The organism is Maribacter sp. (assembly GCF_039974175.1).
Taxonomy (GTDB): domain Bacteria; phylum Bacteroidota; class Bacteroidia; order Flavobacteriales; family Flavobacteriaceae; genus Maribacter_C.
This window is the reverse complement of sequence record NZ_JBDWJN010000003.1, coordinates 490950-509805: the sequence shown is the minus strand read 5'-3', so window position 1 is coordinate 509805 and position 18856 is coordinate 490950. Positions and strand designations below refer to the sequence as shown.

Below are 18856 nucleotides of genomic sequence, written 5' to 3'. Positions count from 1 at the left end.
TCGCCCATATAATTAAATCGTCAAGATCAGTTTACCGAAATTTTCACCAGTATATAGCATTTGTAAAGTAGGAAAGTAGTTGTCTAAACCTTCTACAATATGCTCCTTTACATTTATCTTTCCTTCTGCAATCCAATCTGCAATTTCATTTGCAGCATCGGGCCATTCATTTATAAAGTCAAAGACAATAATACCCGTCATATAACCACGAGCAGTGACTATTTTCATATAGTTTGCCGGTCCTTGAATGTTGGCCATATCGTTGTATTGCGAAATAGCACCACAAATGACTACTCGTGCACCATGCGCTAAATTCGCCAAGGCTGTGTTGAGGGTATCACCACCTACATTGTCATAGAAAATATGAATTCCGTTCGGTGCATACTCTTTAAGCTTGGCATCGAGGTTTTCGGTTTTATAATTAATGGCAAAATCAAATCCACATTCGTCTAGCAAGAATTTACATTTCGCATCACTGCCTGCCGAACCAATAACCGTACAACCTTTGATTTTTGCAATTTGCCCAACAGTAGAACCTACTACCCCCGAAGCTGCCGAAACATAAACAATATCTCCACTTTTGGGCTCCCCCCGTCTTAGTAGTCCAAAGTAGGCAGTCATACCTGGCATACCCAATACACCTAAATGATGTGTAAGCCTGCTTTTTGAGACATCGATAAGGCGTATTCCTGTGCCATCAGAAATAGCATGGGTCTGTGCTCCCATCATGCCTTCTACATAGTCACCTACCTTAAATGTATCATTTTTAGATTGAACTATTTTGCCCGCTGAAAAACTGCGCATGACCGTACCCAGTGCTATGCCTTTGATATAAGTTGTTCCGGCATTCATCCACCCCCGTATAGCTGGGTCCATCGATAAGGCTTCTATAGCTACAAGAAACTCGCCGTCATTTAATCCGCGAATCGCTTCGGTTTTCATACCAAAATTACTTTCTTGTATAGCCCCCGATGGTCTGCTTTCTAGTGTTATGAGTGTGTTGGTCATCATCCATTGTTTTAATTTCTTAAATGTAGTCAAAATTAGTTAATATTATAAATAATTAACTATATTAACTAATTATTTAAAAACACGGTTTTGAGTATAGGTAGATTTGTTACAGTCGAAAATAAGAAACTTCATTTTTATATAATGGGTAAGGGGCCTGCATTGGTAATGCTTCATCCTTCACCAAGCAGCGGAGAAACACTACTCCCTTTAGCGAAACATTTGACTTCACACTATACCATTTTCTGTATTGATACCCCTGGTTATGGAAAATCAGATGCACTTACCGAAACTCCTACCAACCTATCAGATTATACTTCATTTTTATTTCAAGCTTTTAAAAAAATAGGGTTGAGCAAACCGGCGATATACGGTTCGGCAACAGGTGCACAATTGGCAGTGCGCTATGGATTGGAGTATCCTGATTCAGTTTCACATATTTTTTTAGATAATTCAGCGCATTTTGAGGATGCTTTGGCTGATAAAATACTTGAACATTACTTTCCAGATTTGACACCGCAGTTAGATGGGAGTCATCTTACCCAAATTTGGACAATCGTTTCGCAAATGTTTCAATATTTCCCTTGGTGTTTCACTACGGATGAATATGCCTTAAATCGCCCACAAATGCCTCTTTTCGTATTACAAATGGTAGCAGTGGATTTCCTAAAGGTTGGTGCGGCCTATGATGTTGCATACAAACTTGCATTTCTTCATGAGCGGGGTGAGTATGTTCAACAATTGAAAGTGCCAACTTCTATTTTTAGATGGAACAACAGTATCATAACCAAATACGTAGACCAACTATTGGCTTATCAATTTGAGGACCATATTCAAGGTTTTATGATTGATGGCGATGCTAAAGAGCGAACACTAAAAATGGCGGGCTTTATGAACGAAAAAGCTTCTAATTTAAAAACATATGATATAGATTTCTCAGCAATACAAGTTCCAGAAAATATAGTATTACTCTATAAAACGTCAAGTAAAGATCCTCCAGCGGTACAAACGGATGGCCAGCATTTGCGGGTCGCATGGCAAGACTTGGTGCAGCAAAATCCAAATAAAACAGCAGAAACCATTCAAACGTATTTAGCAGACTGGTACACAAACAACTAATCAAAGCAAAATGAAAAAGATAGTGGTATTGGTAATGGTGGTCTTCATATCATCCTGTAAAGAAAAAGTTGATGAGTCAAAACCGAATTCAGAAACGACGCAAGCCAAAAACTTAGTTGGCACTTGGGATAATTTTCAGCAATACTGGCTTGAAAATACAGAAACTGATATTCACCGTGTAAAAACTGATGACAAACATCGGCATTTTTCTCTAGACATTTTAGAGGGCGAAAACGGACATTTGAAAGCAGAAATTCGCGAAGGAAGAAATGGTAAGAATCCAATAGAAACGATACCCCTTGCAGATAATATTCTAGAGGATGACAATTTTAGACTGAGTGGCGATACGCTTTACGTAAAAGGAATGCATCATTTTGAGAATAAAGAACCCTATAAGTTTATTCGTGTGCGCAAGTTTTCGGGTTGGATAGAAATGCCATTAAAGCAATATCCAGATAGCATATATCGAAAAAGTAATCTTGAAATTCATGACCAAGGCGGTATGGCCGATATTGATTTTGAAGGCAAGCGATATACTGCAGAATTGACACAGCTCCTTTTCGGACAGAAATTGGCCATTATGAAATTGGCTATTTATGATATGCCATTGGATAGTGTCGAAATCAACAGTCGTTCCATAAGTTATACTTGGTTAAACCCTGAAGCCAAGCGATCAGGTATCAACTTGCGCAAAGTCACTTCAGGTTGGACCCTTATTGAACCTGGTTATATCAACTCAGACAACACCGAGTTTAGTAAAAAGGAAGATGATTAAATCAAAATATCAGGTAGAAAACTCATTTCTTGTTGTGGTAGGCTGCAACAGCGGAATCGGGATACCCCTTATTAAGCAACTTCTGAATGCCGGAGCGACGGTTTTCGGTGTTGATATTCAAAACGAATCGAAAAACACATTTTCAGGTTCCTTTCACTATTTTCAAGCAAATCCTCTTGAAAAAGATAGCCTGTCGAAAGTGGTAAGAGAAATTGAAAGACAAACATCTTATATTGACGGACTAGTGAATCTTTCTGGAACTATTACTCAATTTAAATCTATCGAATCCACCTCATACGAAGAGTGGAATGAAACCTATGATATCAGTTTTAAAAGTTGTTTCAATGCGTGCAAAGCCTTCATGACTTTATTGAAAGCAGGTACTTCCTCTGCTGTAGTCAATATGTCATCAGGCTTAGCTTTTATAGGTCAAAAAAAATATGGTCCGTACAGCGCGGCAAAAGCAGCTGTGGTAAGTTTTAGTAAGACCCTAGCTGCGGAATTGGCTCCTGAAATCAGAGTTAATACTGTTGCGCCTGGCGCGGTGGACACTGATTTTATTTATAAGGAAGATGGCTCTACAAGGTTTGACAAAGAAGCCTATAAGAAAATGGTGCCTTTAGGAGAAATGGCAAAACCCGAGGAGATTGGTTCGGTAATCTTATTCTTGTTGAGCGATGGAGCATCACATATGACAGGCCAATGTTTACACGTAAACGGTGGTGCAGGAATGCATTAGAAAGCTCAAAAGCACGTGTTAAGTTCAAACTCAAAAAATGGTTAAGTTACTTCAACTTTAACCCGTGGCACTTTTTACCAAACCAGCAGCTACGGCTATGGTTTGTTCAGTAATAGCAATACGCTGAGCCGACAGTAACTAAAGTGCCAAGGAGGCAAAATCCTCAAGATTTCCGATTTGCTTTACTGCTGTTTATTCCGACAAGGTTTTTCGAATCTCTTCTTCAGAAATGCCCTTTAGCGCATTTTTTTTGCGAAAAGATTTTCAATGCATTGGGCGGCACGATATGCCTGACCCAAAATATTTAGCGTTTCCCCTGGGTGTCCAATTTCTTGCCACAATGTTTTTACTTAACCAGTCACCGCCAATCGTTATTCCACTAGCTTCCTCAGCTATGCGTTGTTTAGTATTACTTTGCCAAAACCACTTGTAGCCCCTCCCATCAAAAATAATTTGTTCTACAGATGTAAATTCATTCCTTTGCTGCTTTGATTATCATTGCCTTATAAATATAAACCACTCCGATGGCACAAATACTCATTACAACACCATAAACGCCTGGGGTAGCTGCCATCTCTGGACTGTTCAATAGACTTGGAGACATCGCCAGGGTCATTCCCAAAACATTGTTCTGCATCCCACTTTCTATAGAGATTGTTGCAGATTGCTTTGTTGACAGTTTCAGGGTTTTTGCACTAAGAAATCCGATTGTTAAGGTGCCGAAATTAAGAAGTATGACACTGAGAAAGGTGGCTTTCAGAAAAGACCAACTGTCTCCGATTTCCTCTAATTTTAAGACCATAAAAATTAATGCAAGCACAATTACCGCTATAGAACCCCATTTAATGGCAGGTTTACTTTTTTCTGCTGTAGAACGAAATTTGTAGTTGATAAACATCCCTAGAAAAACAGGTAAAGCCGTTAGTTTAAATATATTAAAGATGGTTTTTCCTAATGGAAGTTGAATGCTTTTAGAAGCTTCCCCGAGTATCGCGTCTAAAGAAAGATTAATAATTAAAGGAATCGTAAAAATGGTAATAATACTGCTGATTGCCGTAAGTGTTATAGATAAGGCAGTATCGCCTTTGGATAGATATGAAAATAAATTTGATACCGCTCCTCCAGGGCTACATGCACATACCATTAGCCCCATGGCAATCAATGGTTCCATTGGTACTAACAATACAATTCCGTACGCAATGAGGGGAACCAAAATTATTTGATTCACCAAACCAGTGAAAACTGCTTTTGGGGCAAGGGCAACTCGTGTAAAATCAGGAATTGTTAGGGTCATTCCCATACCGAGCATTACCAAAAAAAGAAGTATTTGGAGAATGGTAGGAGTGTAAGCTGAAAGAAATTCCGTCATCAAAAGGTCGTTTATTGTTGGCTTTTCCAGGTATTGAGAATACTTGCCGCTGAGGTAGACCAAACATCAGCGTGTCCTCCTAATTTTTCAAGAACACGTTCAAGATACTGAATGCGATGGGGTTGCCCTAATACCCACGGGTGAATATTTAAACCCAAGATGCGACCCCCTCCAGATATGCTTTCTCTTAATAAAAATTCAAAAGCATCTTCAACTTGGTCAGCCCAATCTTCTGCAGCATGGAGGTTATTATTGATAATAAAATAATCATCGAGTTCTGTTGGCAAGGGCATTGCTGTCAATGACCCATTCTTAGTTTTGAATTCATAAGGCATATCATCGTTTACCCAGTCGCAAAAATACTCAATACCATGCGCTGCGAGAATATCAGGTGTGTTTTCAGATTCATTTTTTGCCGGACTAATCCATCCCTTAATATCTTGACCCGTTATGTTTCGCAGGCCATCCAAGGATTTTTTGATAAGTTCTTTTTCTTCCGATGGGTCTTGACCACCGTAATGGAGTTTATCCATATCATAACCGTGACACATGATTTCATTAGCACGCTCTTTGATGACACCCACCAAATAAGGAACGCGTTCCGCTAATCTTGTATTCATCGCAAAAGTTGGGGTAATATCATAAGTGTCAAAGGCGTGTAAAAGCCTGTAAATACCCACCCGATTACCATAATCTCGTAAGCTATAATGCCTTAAATCAGGATAAGGTTTTGTCATTCCACCAGGAACCTTGAATGGAATTCCTTTTTGATTCAAAGGAAAAAATTGGAGCCCAACATTAATCCACAGTGCTACCTTCTTTCCATCGGGCCATGCCACTAGCTTTCGATTTTGCAGCATTGACCATGCGTATCTGTCATGGTCCATTCCGTAGCTACGCCTAGGGTATTTTAGGTAATCGTCGTTAAGCGTTGCCATACGTATTGTTTTTAGCGTGTATGTCGGCTAGGGCCACATCGTAATAGTTATCTAAAAAGTATTGTGCAATTTCCTTCCCCGTAGTCACCCAAACATCTGAATGACCCGTAATATATTCGAGTGCTTCCTCATAGGCTTTGATGCGATGAGCATTACTTACCTGATAATTATGGGTGGGAATACACATGATCGTTCCACTCTCTGCACCTTCTTTATATAATCTGTCGAAGTTGTCTTTGAGTTCTTTGCCGTATCTACGCGGGGTGATTTTCTGTACCAAATAAGCAATGGTATCGTTCATTTCTAGTGAATACGGAATGGAAGCAAATTTCTTTCTACTTCTAAGATGAATAGGCGTAGGTTGGTCGTCATGGAACAAATCGCAAGAATAGAAACCTGCTTCCTCGCCAAAAAGTTCCGTGCCTGCTTCCGCAAATAAGTCCAAAGTATTTTCTGAATGTGACAATGCGGGAGCTAAATAACCTGCACATTTTTGACCCGTATGCTTATAAATAGTTTCTATAGAATCTTTAATCATCTCGTACTCTTGTACTTCGGTCATTCCATAGGTATATCTCGTGTTGTAAATACCATGACTAAAGAACTCCCAATCACGCTCTTTGCACATTTCAATGATTTCAGGATGATGGTCACACAAGGCCGTTGACAATGATATCGAACCCCGAATACTATATTTTTCTAAGAGTTCCATCTGGCGCACATGACCTACTCGATTTCCCCAATCACGACTGGAATAGCCTGGCAAGGCAGGACTTGGTTGTGGCCAAGGTTTTCGAAAAGGATTATCTGGTGGATATAATTCGTAAAACTCAATATTCGGAGCTACCCAAAAGGCAACTTTAGCTCCATTTGGCCATTCAATCTTTGGCCTGTTTTGGTAGGGCCAATAATCGTAATATTCTGGGTCTTCCATCATAAGTTATTGACTATTTAACCAAGTGAGTACCTGTTCGAATTCTAATACGTCACAGTATTTCAAAGATAAATCGGTTAGGTTAGCGTAGTGATAGCTCTCATGTTTATCGGCAACACATTCTTCTGGAATAATCGTTCTATAGCCTCGTGATAAGGAGTCTACTCCTGCGGCACGAACGCAACCCGATGTGGAACCACCAGTTAGCACAATAGTATCTATTTGATGCCAAACCAAAAGCGATTGTAGCGGCGTTTCGAAAAAAGGCGAGGGCATCTTCTTTTCATAGAAAACGTCAGTAGAATGATCTAAAATCAAACGGTCATCTAAGGCTGCGCGCTCCGAACCGAATTTAATATTCTGCAAACTATCTGGCGTATCTGTTCGCGTTCCCCAAATTCCCGCGTCAGCTGCAGTATCCATATAGGCAACATTGGTCCATACTACAGGCCAACCTAAGCCTCGAAATTTGGCAGCTAACGCATTTACATAATCGAGTTGTTTTGGGTCAGCTTCATAGGCAGTTTTAAAGAGGTCGGTTCTCGTGTATGCTTTCTGAATATCAATATTGACCAAAGCAGCTTTTTTACCAAAGCCGAACCGCTTTCGAGTAGGATTCGCCTTGACCTCAAAATAAAGTTCTTTGGCGGTTTTATCGGTGGTTTGCATTTTTGTCCCTTTCATCTGTGTGCTAGTTTATAATTTTGGTAGCAATCGTTTTGTTATTCCTACTCCATTCACTCCAAGAGCCTACATAGAGTTTTGGAATTTCCAATCCTGCATGGGCTATTGCTAGAATTGAATGGCAGGCAGTCACACCTGAGCCACAATGAAATATTCTATTTTCCTTGGGGATATCGCCAAACAGCTGGGTGTACTTTTGGTGTAGTTCTTCTGGAGATTTAAATAGTCCGTTGCCATCCAAATTCTCAGCGAAAGGAACATTAACTGCTCCAGGAATATGCCCAGCAATGAGGTCAAGGGGTTCAAATTCTCCATTGTACCTCGGTGTTGCACGAACGTCTACAACGATATGCTTTTCATCTTGGGAAACTTGCTCAACTTCGGCAATTTCTGCTAAGGGAAGCTTCCAGGAATCGACTTGGTACCTCTCAACTGGATTTGGTTTTACATCAGCAGAATTAATCGCGAAACCTTGCTTTTCAGCTTCTTGAATTCCGCCATTCAGTACCTGAACTTTTTCATGGCCGATAGCTTTGAGCATCCACCAGAAACGGGCAGAAGCATTTGCTCCACCTTTATCGTCATAAATTACTATATGACTTTCTTTAGCCATTCCTAAATCCGAAATGGTCTTAGCAAAATCTTCAATTTGAGGAAGTGGGTGTCGTCCGCCATGCGAAGCATCTTCATGTATTTCGGAAAGATCAACATTTAAATCTACAAAAACAGCTCCATCGAGGTGCTTTGCTTGATATTTTGAAAGGGCATCAGAACCACTACTGGCATTTACGATTACGAGATTGCTAGCATCGCGCAACGATAGCAATTCATCTATTTGAATAATAGGAGACATTAGTTTACTTTTTTCGCTCTTTTACTTTTGAAGACTGCATGGAAATTATTTTCCACACATCCTCATGTTTTGTCCATACTACAGTAAGACGGAATTTACCCTTTGGGAAATCTTTGTACTTCCGCTCATTAATGTAGTTTGTAATAACTACTTCATTTGAAACTTCCAAAAATTGAAAATCCGAACTTTCGTAGCTTTCAAAAGTGTTTTTGATATTTTCTAAAGCTACATCCTTTTTGTAAATTTTACCGCTTTGCGAAGTCAATATTAAATCAGGATGATACAAAGCATCCGCGATGGAGACATCGCTATTGAGATGCGCCGTTCGCAGGGCATCGATTTGTTCTTTTATTTTCGTTTCTACTCCCTGAGCAGAGATGAAACTTGATAACAGCAGAGCGATGAAGAGGAATGTTATTTTTTTATAATTCATGGCCCTATTCTGTTTTGACGATGCCTGCTTCCACCATTTTGCTGATGGTAGCTTCATCAATGTTCAATTCTTTTAAAACTTCAGCTGTATGCTCGCCAATTTTCGGGGGGTCCATTCGAATACCCGAGCGTGTTCCTTTATATTCCAGTGGAAATTTGGGAAGCTTTGTTGTTTTTCCATTGGGCATGGTAACATGCAATAAACTATTCCCTTCATTCAGCTGTACATCGTCAAACAAATCTTCAGGTTGACTGATAGGCGCAAAAGGAATATGCCCTTTATCGCAACGGTTAATGATTTCATTTTTGGTCAAGGCTTTGAAACGTTCGTCAAGCGCCGGTAAGAACCAGTCACGCTCATCAATACGTTTGTTATTCGTTTCTAGGCGTTCATCGCTGCCCCAATCGCCCCATTCAAATACTTCACATAGTCGTTTCCAGTGTTTGTCACTAATGATTCCCACAAACACTTTGCTGTTGTCTTTGGTGTCAAATACTTTGTAAATAGACCAGGCACTCACACGCGATGGCATCGGTGGAATCTTATAATCGATCTGGGATGCATATGCCATATGTTGTCCCATTAAGAAAGCACAAGTCTCGAAAAGTGCCGATTTTACAAATCCGCCCTCAGCTGTTTTCTCACGTTCGTACAAGGCTTGAAGAATACCGATGTAGCCAAACATTCCCCCGGTAATATCAATAACGGAAGTTCCAGCACGCAGGGGGTCTCCTTTACGTCCGGTCATGTAAGCAAGGCCACCCATCATTTGAACAACTTCGTCCATTGCGTGTCTTTTCTCGTACGGACCACTTAAAAATCCTTTTAATGAACAATAAATCAATTTGCTGTTAAAGGTTTTGAGTTTTTCGTAACCTAAGCCAAGTCGGTCCATCGTGCCCGGACCAAAATTCTCAACCACAACATCATATTCTTTTACCAAATCATAGATCAGTTGAATGCCTTCTGCTGATTTCAAATCAACCGCCAAACTTTTTTTGTTGCGGTTGTAAAACCAAAAATAGCCGGTGCCGAAACCTTTTAATCTTCTTGTATTATCACCTTTTGTTGGCTCCACATGCACGACTTCAGCACCCATATCGGCCAGTAGTAAACCTGTACATGGCCCCATCACGGCATGTGTGAATTCCAATACTTTAATACCTTTTAGGGGTGCACTATGCATTGTCGATTGTTTTAATAGATTCATATGCTTTTTTTGGAACAACTTCTAACTCAGTTTTGAAGGTGCTGTTCCAGCGGTTAAGAAACCCGAAAAGTGAGATCACGCCCATTATTTCTACAATGGCCGCATCGCAAAAATGCGTTTTCAAATCTTCAAAATCACTATCTGAAACTTGATTGGGTACCATGCCCGATTTTAAGGCAATATTCAAAGCTGATCTTTCTTTATCGGAAAAAAGTGGAGAGGTCTGAAAATTCCAAAGGGACTTCATTTTTTCTTCTGAAATACCACTCTTTTTGGCGCTGAAGGCGGTATGTGCACTGCAATACTCACAACCTGCCGACAGGCTTGAAATATGGCCGATCATTCGTTTTAGACCCGCATCAATATATCCTTCGTCATAAACTGCTTTTGCCAAACTAAAAAAAGAAATCAGCAAATTGGGTTTGTGCGCCATGATTAATCCATCATTCGGTTGAAAGCCCATCCATTTTTCCGCTTGTTTAAAAAGTGGTGCTAACTCACTGGTTTCATAATCTGGTATTGGCGTAATTCTGCTCATTGCTAAAGGGAGTAATCTCCGTGTTTTGTTAGGTAATTTACTAAGCCACCCTCACCTAAGATATTTATCATAATATCGGGGAGTTTAGTGGCAGTGTAGGTCACATCTGTGGTCAAGTCTTTTACAATACCAGACTTTAAATCAATGTCGAGCTCGGCTCCTTTTTGAATGTTGTGATCGGCAATTTCCAAAACAGGCAACCCAATATTAATAGCGTTTCGAAAAAAAATTCGAGCGAAGTCTTTTGCAATTACAACCGAAACCCCCGATTTTTTTATAGCTAAGGGAGCTTGCTCTCTTGAAGAACCACAACCAAAATTGATGCCGGCTACAAGGATATCTCCTTTCTGAACAATCTTGTTAAAATTAGGATCTAAATCTTCAAGTACATGATTGGCTAAGGTGGTCATGTCCAAAGTCTTAGTATATTTTCCCGGAATGATACGGTCCGTATCAATATGGTCACCGTAAACATGTGCTTTCGCTTTGATATTTGTTTTTACGCTACTCATCTTATACCAAGTATTTTTTAGGATTCACAATTTGTCCTTCCAAGGCAGATGCTGCAACCGTTGAAGGAGCCCCCAAATAAATATTTGAATTGGGATTGCCCATTCTTCCTCTAAAATTTCGATTCGCGGCAGATATAACTACTTCTCCATCAGCAGGAACACCCTGGTGCGTTCCTACGCAAGGTCCGCAACCCGAAGTTATCAATGATGCACCAGCTTCAATCAAAGTGCTCATTGTGCCATTACCAATAGCATCTAACAAAACGCTTTGTGATGCGGGCGCAATCACCATGCGCACATCGGGATGTATTTTTTTACCTTTCAGAATTGCAGCGGCAATATCTAAATCCTCCAATCGGCCATTACAGCAGGTTCCAATGAAGGCATAGTTGATTTTCGTGCCTTCATAGTTCGAAATGTTATGCACGTTATCTGGAGATTCTGGGGCACTAACCTGAGGTTCCAATTCAGAGACATCGAAATTAAATGTTTTGACATAGGTGGCATTTGCATCTGGAGTTATGGCTTCATAATCGTAGTCCAATTCCAATCCTTTTGGATGAACAATTCCGGTTTTGGCCCCCATTTCGGACGACATGTTCGCAATGGTCATTCGGCTTGCCAGACTTAAGCCTTCAAAAGCTGCTCCAGTAAATTCAATGGCTTGATAGGTCGCTCCTGAAACGGTTATTTTTCCTACCAAAAACAAAATCAAGTCTTTTGCGGTTACGCCCTCCTGTAGTTTTCCAGAGCAATTGATTTGTATGGTTTGTGGCACTTTCAGCCAGATTTTTCCGGTCAGCATGGTTGCGGCTAAATCCGTAGAACCAACACCACAAGCGAAGGCATTCAATGCTCCATAAGTAGGCGTGTGAGAATCTGCTCCAATAAAAATATCTCCCGGTTTTACATAGGCGTTTTCTACCATGACCTGATGGCAAATACCTTCACCAATTTCAAACAAACGCATGCCTTGTTCTTTTGCAAAGTCGCGCATCATCTTATGCAAATTCGCGATGCGTTCGTTAGGCGAAGGAGCGGCATGGTCAATAATCAGAGCACATTTATCAGGATTGAAAACCTTTTTTCCATCCATCTCGCGAAAGGCTTTTATTGTTAGCGGCCCCGTAGTGTCACTCGCCATACAGCCATCTACTTCACTAACCACGAGTTCACCAGCATATACCTTTTTGCCGACGTGATTAGATATAATTTTTTCTGAAATTGTCTGTCCCATTAAATCATTTTGATGTCTTCCTTGTCAATTAGCTGGTACAACTGTCCTGGGAGTTTATGCCCCATTGTTGTTTCCAATTCTCTACTTATTTCTGCTATTTTATGGATATTCAACCCTGTTTCGTAGCCCATTTGGTGTGCTGCGTGTGCGGTATCTTCTGTGGCTATATTTCCGGTAGCACTCTTTATGAATGGGCATCCGCCTAAGCCGCCGAAGGCTGTATCAAATATGCGAACACCGGCTTCCGTCGCTGCATAAAAATTGGAATACCCCTTGTTTTCTGTATTGTGTAAATGAAGAATCACGGGAATGTCTCCTGCTTTTTCGACCACTTTTTGCATGAGCGCACCCAATTGCTTGGGGTTTCCCATTCCTGTAGAATCAGCCAGCGCCAATTCGTCAATTCCCATATCTAAATGATGGTCTACCATGTCTAAAACGTGGTTTGTGTCAATATGTCCTTCATAACGACATCCAAAGGCACATTGAATTCCTCCTCGAACAGTAATTCCATTCGCTTTGGATAGCTGTACCATTTCTTTGAACGCAGCTTTGGCTTCGTTAAGTGTCAATCTTGCATTCTTTTGACTATGGGTGTTGCTAGCAGAAATGGAGCACGCCAAATGGTCAAGTCCTGCAGCGATACCTCTTTCAACCCCTTTTAAATTCAACACCAAACCACTATAAACCACACCTTCTTTCTTATTCAATTGTTCACAGACTGCTTCTGCGTCAGCCATTTGAGGCACCAACCGGGGATGAACGAAAGAGGTAACTTGAATACGAGTCAAGCCTGCATCTACCAAACGGTCAATATATTCCAACTTTTTTTCCGTTGGAATAACCTCCTCAAGTGTTTGAAATCCATCGCGAAGTCCTTGTTCTTCGAGTATAATTTTGTTTACATTCATAAAGAATTAACTGCTTTCAAAATTAGTTAACTAAGTTAACTAATTTTAATGAAACTAGGTCAGTTTATCCGAAATAATAGTTAACTTTATTAACTAATTTAGAAGTGATACTATGAAGGTACGAAATCCAAGAACGGGAGAATACGACTATGACTTGATGGAAGATGCTACCGAATTGATAGCGGAGAAAGCAGAGGAAACTCGTGCAGCGCAGAAAGCATGGCGAAATCTTACTATTGGCGAGCGTGTTGCGGTCTTACAAAAGTGGTTGGGTAGCTTTACTGAATTTCAAACTGAAATAGCCGAGCAATTGGCTATTGATACCGCACGAAAAAGAATAGCTGCAGTTGAGACAGGAGGTATTATTGGTTTGATGCAAGCTTGGAGTTATCGTGCACCTCAGTTATATAATCCTCCGGCAGAGCGACCTTCTGCCTCCGCAACTACCGTACAAATTCGACAACAATGGGTCCCTTATAGTTTGGTAGGTGTGATTAGTCCGTGGAATTTTCCATTGTTATTGGCTCTCATAGATACCATTCCGGCCTTACTTGCTGGTTGTGGTGTTTTATTGAAGCCAAGCGAGGTTACACCTCGCTTTATGGACGGACTTGAAAAGAGCATTGCTGCGGTTCCTGAATTGGCTGCCGTTTTAAAATTGGTTAGAGGCGGTGCAGAAGCCGGTAAGGCTGTGGTGAATTCAGTCGATGCCATTTGTTTTACGGGGAGTGTGCCTACAGGGAAAAAAATTGGAGCAGTTTGTGCCGAACGCTTTATTCCAGCTTTTTTGGAACTGGGCGGAAAAGACCCAGCAATAGTTTTGAAAGATGCAGATATGGAAGTTACTACCGATGCCATTCTTAGAAGTTGCGTTGGAGCGACCGGCCAGGCTTGCCAGTCTCTAGAACGTATTTATGTAGCTGAGACCATTCATGACCAGTTTGTAAACGAAATCACTGCCAAAGCGGAGACGGTTACCATGACTATTAACCCAGAAGAGGGACAAATGGGCCCCTTAATTTTTCAGGCACAAGCGGAAAAGATACAAGAGCAAATTGATGATGCTTTGTCGAAAGGAGCAAAGCTATACACCGGAGGTAAAGTCGAGGACATCAATGGTGGGCTATGGTGTCGTCCTACGGTATTGACCAACGTCACTCACGATATGAAGGTGATGACCGAAGAGACTTTTGGCCCTGTCATTCCTATTATGGCATTCAAAACGGAAGAAGAGGCGCTTCACCTGGCAAACGATAGTATTTATGGTTTGTCGGCATCTGTTTTTTCCAAAAATAATGACAAGGCTATTGAAATTGCGTCGCAATTGGAAGTTGGCGCTGTAAGTATTAATGACGGCAGCCTAACCAACAAAGTCTATGATGCTGAGAAAAACTCATTTAAAGAATCAGGTATTAATGGCTCCAGAATGGGCGACGCCGGTTTTTTAAGGTTTTTTAGAAAGAAAGCTATACTGATTCAAACCGCACTGCCCGAAAAGATGGCCGATTTTGAGGAAAGCTCCTTTTAAAATTTTAAAATAGCCTATATGCATATGACAAATTCAAGTATGACCTTCTATTTGTTTTTGTTATGCTGGTACACTGTTGTTGGTCAAGGGTCATTACCGGCAAGTACCCCTTCTAACGATTCGATTACTCCTCCCAATATCCAACGGATTAAAATTGCCACCGTGGTTACCAAAGATGTTGATTCCGCTAAAGAGATTTACAGGAATTGGTTGGATTACCAGGTAGTAGAGGAAGGAACCATCTCCCGACAATTGGCGAATAGTTGGGGACGCCCTAAAGCTGCTTATAAGCCATTTGCTATGCTGCAACCAAAGAGTGGTGATGATGTATATCTTAGACTGATAGAGGGTCCCGTACCTAAAGACTATAGAGCCCTAACGACTTTTGGCTGGAACGCTATTGAGATTATTGTTGAAGATCCAGATGCCATTTATGAAAAATTAAAAAATAGCCCTTTTGTACATCTAGGCGGTCCCGACTATTTAGGAGATGGATTATCCTCAATCCGAGCGGTACAATTTAAAGGCCCCTCAGAAGAGGTTTTCTATTTTACTACGGATACGGGTGACCGTACCAAATCTACCTTGTTAACTCCTAGGTCATTCGTCGATAGGCCATTTATTATGGTTCTTGCTGGACCAGACCACAGCACTTTGACTGATTTTTATGTTACAAATTTTGGTGCTCTTGAAACCTTTTCCATTGATACGCCCATCCCTCTTATTGCTGCTGCGCAAAAATTGAAGAAGAATTACGAGTTCCCATTAAGTCTGGTTAGGTTGGGTGCTTTTAGCAATTCAATTGAGATAGATGGTTATCCCAAAACAGCCGGAAGACGTCAGACCGCGAAGGGAGAATTGCCTCCAGGTGTTTCAATAACTTCATTTACAATTCGCAATCTTGATTTAGTAAATTCCGAGTTGTTTGTAAGCCCCCCAATGAAAGTTTTAGGCATGGGATACAATGGAAATCGGATGGCCACAATAATTGGGCCTGCTGGAGAATTGGTTGAGCTTATAGAAGAATAACAACCTTGAATGACAAGCTTGTAAATGCAAAGCGGATGTACCTTAGTAGCATCCGCTTTTTTACTTAACTTAAACTAACTCAAACATAAATCGACAGTAAACTTTATTGGTATAGCAATTTTAGTTTTTCGCCTCCTTCATATTAAAATGAATATCCTACGGTAAATAAAACACGTTTGGGATTTTGAGTTACGGCGAAAGCTAACTGATTCGTATAATTGGGATCTGCTATCGTAGACTGAATCACCTCATCTAAACCGCCTCCAGTAAATATATTCTGAGCATTGGTGCCATCAAATACATTCTTTACCAATAAAGAAAGTCTAATTTCATCATCGCCTAAAGGAAATTTCACGTAGGCCCCTGTATTATATACAGAGAGACTTTGATCGTTGTAAATATTTGCATTATCATAATAAAGTCCTGTATACGTAAACCCACCAAAATTGGCACCCCAATTTTTTCCATTATAAGCCAAATTCAGATTAAAGATGGTCTTAGGTTGTTGCCTTACCTGATTTCCGGAAAGGTCTAGTGCCGTCGCGCCACCTTGATTCACTAGATTTAAATCAAGAGGATTTCCCGCATCATTGATTGCCGTAACCGTAGCATCATCAATACCTTCGATGAAATCATCAAATTCTGAATTTTGAAGCGTAAAACTACCGCTCAGCAACAAACCTTTAACCATTTTAGGTGTATAAGCGAGCGCAATTTCAGCTCCATTAATTTTGTATGAACCAGCAGGACGATCTACAAAACCGCCTACATCGTTATCAAAAATTGTCGATACACTATTATCAATATTGGTGTTAAAATAGGTAGCATCTAGCGTCAAATCTCCAAGGCCAGCTCGGTAGCCTATTTCAAAATTTTTGACCAATTCGTTATCCAAAAATTCATCATCTACTTCATCAACTGTTTGAAAGGTAAATGAACGTGTAAAGTTTGCGTAGACTGCGGAGGTTTCACCCGTTAAATAATTCGCTCCTATTGAGAATGAATAATCGGTTAGCTTTATTTCATTTTCTTCTTCCGTGCCAGGATCAAAGTCAATTGAATTCTCTCTTATTTCTTCCGGATTGTTGTTGATGTATCCCTTTTGCCAATCGTAACGGAAACCGGCGTTGATACTTAATTTTTCATTAAACACCATTTCATCTCCTAAAAATATACCTGTTGCGGTCTCTTCTCTATGCGAAGAAGTGTTTGAAATGTAAACCGTTTGCGGAAGTGTTGGATCACTAAAAGAACCGTTACCAAAACCAAATAAAGTAGTAAATGTAGGTCTCGGACTTACATTAGATCCGTAAAAATAATTAAAGCCTAAACGATCTCTTTTCGCATCACTGTAATACAGCCCAAATGTAAGATTATGCTCAGATGAATCTCCTTGGATTTGTTTGCTAATTCTCGTTTCAGTCAATAGCTCCCTATTTTGATTGAGGGCATTAGCATTTAATCGTGTGGTAGTGTCAGCTTGCTCGAAAATCGTAGTGAGGTTCAAGTCGTTAATATCACGAAGAAAGAAGTCATTGTACCGTATTTTTTCAGAAAAGTACCATTCATTACCTAAATGAAAAGTGGCATCCGCACCGAAATTAATACCTTTAGCTCTTTCTATACTTTCTGCTGGATTCCAAGTTAATGCACCACCACCTGCTGCGTTGGTAACTGGGGCAGTATTAAAGAAAGCTTGTCTTACACCTAGATTTTGGTTCAAAACCATTGATCCTAACGGATTATTGTAGAAAGTACTTCTGGCATTCCAACCTTCCGCCAAACTTTCGTTTTGCATATCCCAAACCGTACCTATGATGTTTTGGAACTGATTATTAAAGTAACCGGTATAGAATCGAATACGACTTTTATCTGATATTAACCAATCAACATTGGCTCTTAGTTGAAAGCCTTTGTCTTTATTCGCTTGCTCTTTAACACCCGAATCTTGAATGACATAGCCACCAATGTTGTACCGGAGCTTATCAGAAAGCGGACCATTAAGATTGAAATCTGCTCTGTAATCTAAGTCGCCGTCATAAATGTGGCCGTCGTTGGCCGTGTTGTTGTATTTGGTGATGGAAAAGGAACCTTTGGTTTCAGTACCACCCGTCTTTGAGATTATGTTAAGAGCCCCAGCAGCTGAGGATCGGCCAAATAGGGTAGCAGCCGCCCCACGAACTACCTCGATACGCTCAACATTAGGATCGAGCCCAAAGAACTCTTGAGTTCCGCCAGATTGATTGGCAATACCTGATACCGGCATACCATCGATTAAGGTAGTTACAAAGTTACCACCTGGGAATCCCCTAATATTAAATCCACCTTTTCTTCCTTGTGATTCATCAATAGTGACCCCTGGGGTGTTTTGAAGGGCCTCTGAGAATGATTCAGGTTTTATAGTTTCAAGTTCTGCTATTCCAACAGTGTTTACTGATGTAGTGGTCTGAAGTTTCCGAACTGGCTTTCTTGTTGAGGATACCACCACTTCATTTAGTAGACTTACATCTTCCTGTAGTTGAACGTTAACTGTTGTTCCCGATACAGTGACTTGTTTGCGGCCGAAACCGATATAGGATACTATAAGTACGTCCCCGTCTGAAGCTTGTATACTGTAATTTCCATTATCGTCAGTGACCACGCCTGTCGATGTGCCCTGAACTTGTACCGTTGCTCCCAAGATGGGAAGATTGTTGTCATCTGTTACAGTTCCCGTTACTGTTCCTTGTGCAAAAACTCCTGCAGAACAGAGCAAAAAACTGAATAAACAGACCAAATTCATAATTTTCTTAGTTCTCATAAGGTTTGAATTACTGGTTTAGAATTAGTTTACTTTGCCCATTTTTAAAGACTTCAGGCTAGAAATTGTCTTGTTTTTTACGTTAAAAATGTCATAAATACTTCACCAATATAATAATTAATTATGTTAATGGTTAATATAATTAACTATTTTTTTAAAAATTTTCCTTTTGATGTTTTTCAAGCAGATTTTTAATGATTTTAATAAAGGGATAGATACTAAAAGGAAGGATTCTTAAT

At 40.3% G+C, this 18856-nt stretch carries 18 protein-coding genes; 5 read left to right on the top strand and 13 right to left on the bottom strand.

The annotated features are described in order from the left end of the window. Positions 1 to 12 precede the first annotated feature (12 nt). The gene (locus ABJN95_RS03310; RefSeq protein WP_348368573.1) at positions 13 to 1008 is read right to left on the bottom strand and encodes an NADP-dependent oxidoreductase; all 996 of its coding nucleotides are present in this window, start codon (positions 1006 to 1008) and stop codon (positions 13 to 15) included. 90 nt (positions 1009 to 1098) lie between these two features. On the opposite strand from ABJN95_RS03310, the gene ABJN95_RS03305 reads away from it, so the two are divergent. Genes ABJN95_RS03305 through ABJN95_RS03295 form a run of 3 tightly spaced genes read left to right on the top strand, consistent with a single transcriptional unit; the run spans position 1099 to position 3641 of the window. Beyond that, the gene (locus tag ABJN95_RS03305; protein ID WP_348368572.1) at positions 1099 to 2127 is read left to right on the top strand and encodes an alpha/beta fold hydrolase; all 1029 of its coding nucleotides are present in this window, start codon (positions 1099 to 1101) and stop codon (positions 2125 to 2127) included. Between the two features lie 10 nt (positions 2128 to 2137). Then, a complete protein-coding gene (locus ABJN95_RS03300) occupies positions 2138 to 2902 on the top strand; it encodes a hypothetical protein (RefSeq protein WP_348368571.1) in 765 nt (254 codons plus the stop codon). Then, positions 2895 to 3641 (top strand): SDR family oxidoreductase, encoded by a 747-nt coding sequence (locus ABJN95_RS03295; protein WP_348368570.1) that lies wholly within the window; start codon positions 2895 to 2897, stop codon positions 3639 to 3641. Before ABJN95_RS03300 ends, ABJN95_RS03295 begins: the two co-directional genes overlap by 8 nt. 472 nt (positions 3642 to 4113) lie before the next feature. Here ABJN95_RS03295 and ABJN95_RS03290 read toward each other — a convergent pair whose 3' ends face one another. Genes ABJN95_RS03290 through ABJN95_RS03240 form a run of 11 tightly spaced genes read right to left on the bottom strand, consistent with a single transcriptional unit; the run spans position 4114 to position 13260 of the window. Beyond that, entirely contained in the window at positions 4114 to 5010 is an 897-nt protein-coding gene (locus ABJN95_RS03290; protein WP_348368569.1) for a bile acid:sodium symporter family protein, read from the bottom strand. A gap of 11 nt (positions 5011 to 5021) precedes the next feature. Further along, complete coding sequence (locus ABJN95_RS03285) at positions 5022 to 5948, bottom strand: polysaccharide deacetylase family protein (protein WP_348368568.1); 927 nt, start codon at positions 5946 to 5948, stop codon at positions 5022 to 5024. Beyond that, positions 5935 to 6885, bottom strand: coding sequence for a polysaccharide deacetylase family protein (locus ABJN95_RS03280; RefSeq protein ID WP_348368567.1), 951 nt, complete (start codon positions 6883 to 6885; stop codon positions 5935 to 5937). The genes ABJN95_RS03285 and ABJN95_RS03280 overlap by 14 nt, the downstream gene beginning before the upstream one ends. 3 nt (positions 6886 to 6888) lie before the next feature. After that, complete coding sequence (locus ABJN95_RS03275; protein ID WP_348368566.1) at positions 6889 to 7566, bottom strand: isochorismatase family protein; 678 nt, start codon at positions 7564 to 7566, stop codon at positions 6889 to 6891. A gap of 7 nt (positions 7567 to 7573) precedes the next feature. Further along, positions 7574 to 8419 (bottom strand): sulfurtransferase, encoded by an 846-nt coding sequence (locus ABJN95_RS03270; RefSeq protein ID WP_348368565.1) that lies wholly within the window; start codon positions 8417 to 8419, stop codon positions 7574 to 7576. A 4-nt stretch (positions 8420 to 8423) separates the two neighbouring features. Then, the gene (locus tag ABJN95_RS03265; RefSeq protein ID WP_348368564.1) at positions 8424 to 8852 is read right to left on the bottom strand and encodes a nuclear transport factor 2 family protein; all 429 of its coding nucleotides are present in this window, start codon (positions 8850 to 8852) and stop codon (positions 8424 to 8426) included. Positions 8853 to 8856: 4 nt separating this feature from the next. Further along, positions 8857 to 10062 carry a CaiB/BaiF CoA-transferase family protein gene (locus ABJN95_RS03260; protein ID WP_348368563.1) on the bottom strand — a complete coding sequence of 402 codons (1206 nt, stop codon included), beginning with the start codon at positions 10060 to 10062 and terminating at the stop codon, positions 8857 to 8859. After that, positions 10031 to 10600: a carboxymuconolactone decarboxylase family protein gene (locus ABJN95_RS03255; RefSeq protein WP_348368562.1), complete on the bottom strand. Its 570-nt coding sequence runs from the start codon at positions 10598 to 10600 to the stop codon at positions 10031 to 10033. Before ABJN95_RS03255 ends, ABJN95_RS03260 begins: the two co-directional genes overlap by 32 nt. Positions 10601 to 10602: 2 nt before the next feature. Next, positions 10603 to 11112: a 3-isopropylmalate dehydratase small subunit gene (locus tag ABJN95_RS03250; protein ID WP_348368561.1), complete on the bottom strand. Its 510-nt coding sequence runs from the start codon at positions 11110 to 11112 to the stop codon at positions 10603 to 10605. 1 nt (position 11113) lies between these two features. After that, a complete protein-coding gene (locus tag ABJN95_RS03245; RefSeq protein ID WP_348368560.1) occupies positions 11114 to 12349 on the bottom strand; it encodes a 3-isopropylmalate dehydratase large subunit in 1236 nt (411 codons plus the stop codon). Continuing rightward, a complete protein-coding gene (locus ABJN95_RS03240) occupies positions 12349 to 13260 on the bottom strand; it encodes a hydroxymethylglutaryl-CoA lyase (RefSeq protein WP_348368559.1) in 912 nt (303 codons plus the stop codon). The genes ABJN95_RS03245 and ABJN95_RS03240 overlap by 1 nt, the downstream gene beginning before the upstream one ends. A 112-nt stretch (positions 13261 to 13372) precedes the next feature. Between ABJN95_RS03240 and ABJN95_RS03235 the strand changes: the two genes are divergently transcribed. Next, positions 13373 to 14788, top strand: coding sequence for an aldehyde dehydrogenase family protein (locus tag ABJN95_RS03235; RefSeq protein WP_348368558.1), 1416 nt, complete (start codon positions 13373 to 13375; stop codon positions 14786 to 14788). A 24-nt stretch (positions 14789 to 14812) separates the two neighbouring features. Then, positions 14813 to 15817 carry a hypothetical protein gene (locus ABJN95_RS03230; protein ID WP_348368557.1) on the top strand — a complete coding sequence of 335 codons (1005 nt, stop codon included), beginning with the start codon at positions 14813 to 14815 and terminating at the stop codon, positions 15815 to 15817. Positions 15818 to 15959: 142 nt separating this feature from the next. Here the strand turns inward: ABJN95_RS03230 and ABJN95_RS03225 are convergent, their stop codons facing one another. Continuing rightward, positions 15960 to 18617: a TonB-dependent receptor gene (locus ABJN95_RS03225; RefSeq protein WP_348368556.1), complete on the bottom strand. Its 2658-nt coding sequence runs from the start codon at positions 18615 to 18617 to the stop codon at positions 15960 to 15962. Between the last annotated feature and the right edge of the window lie 239 nt (positions 18618 to 18856).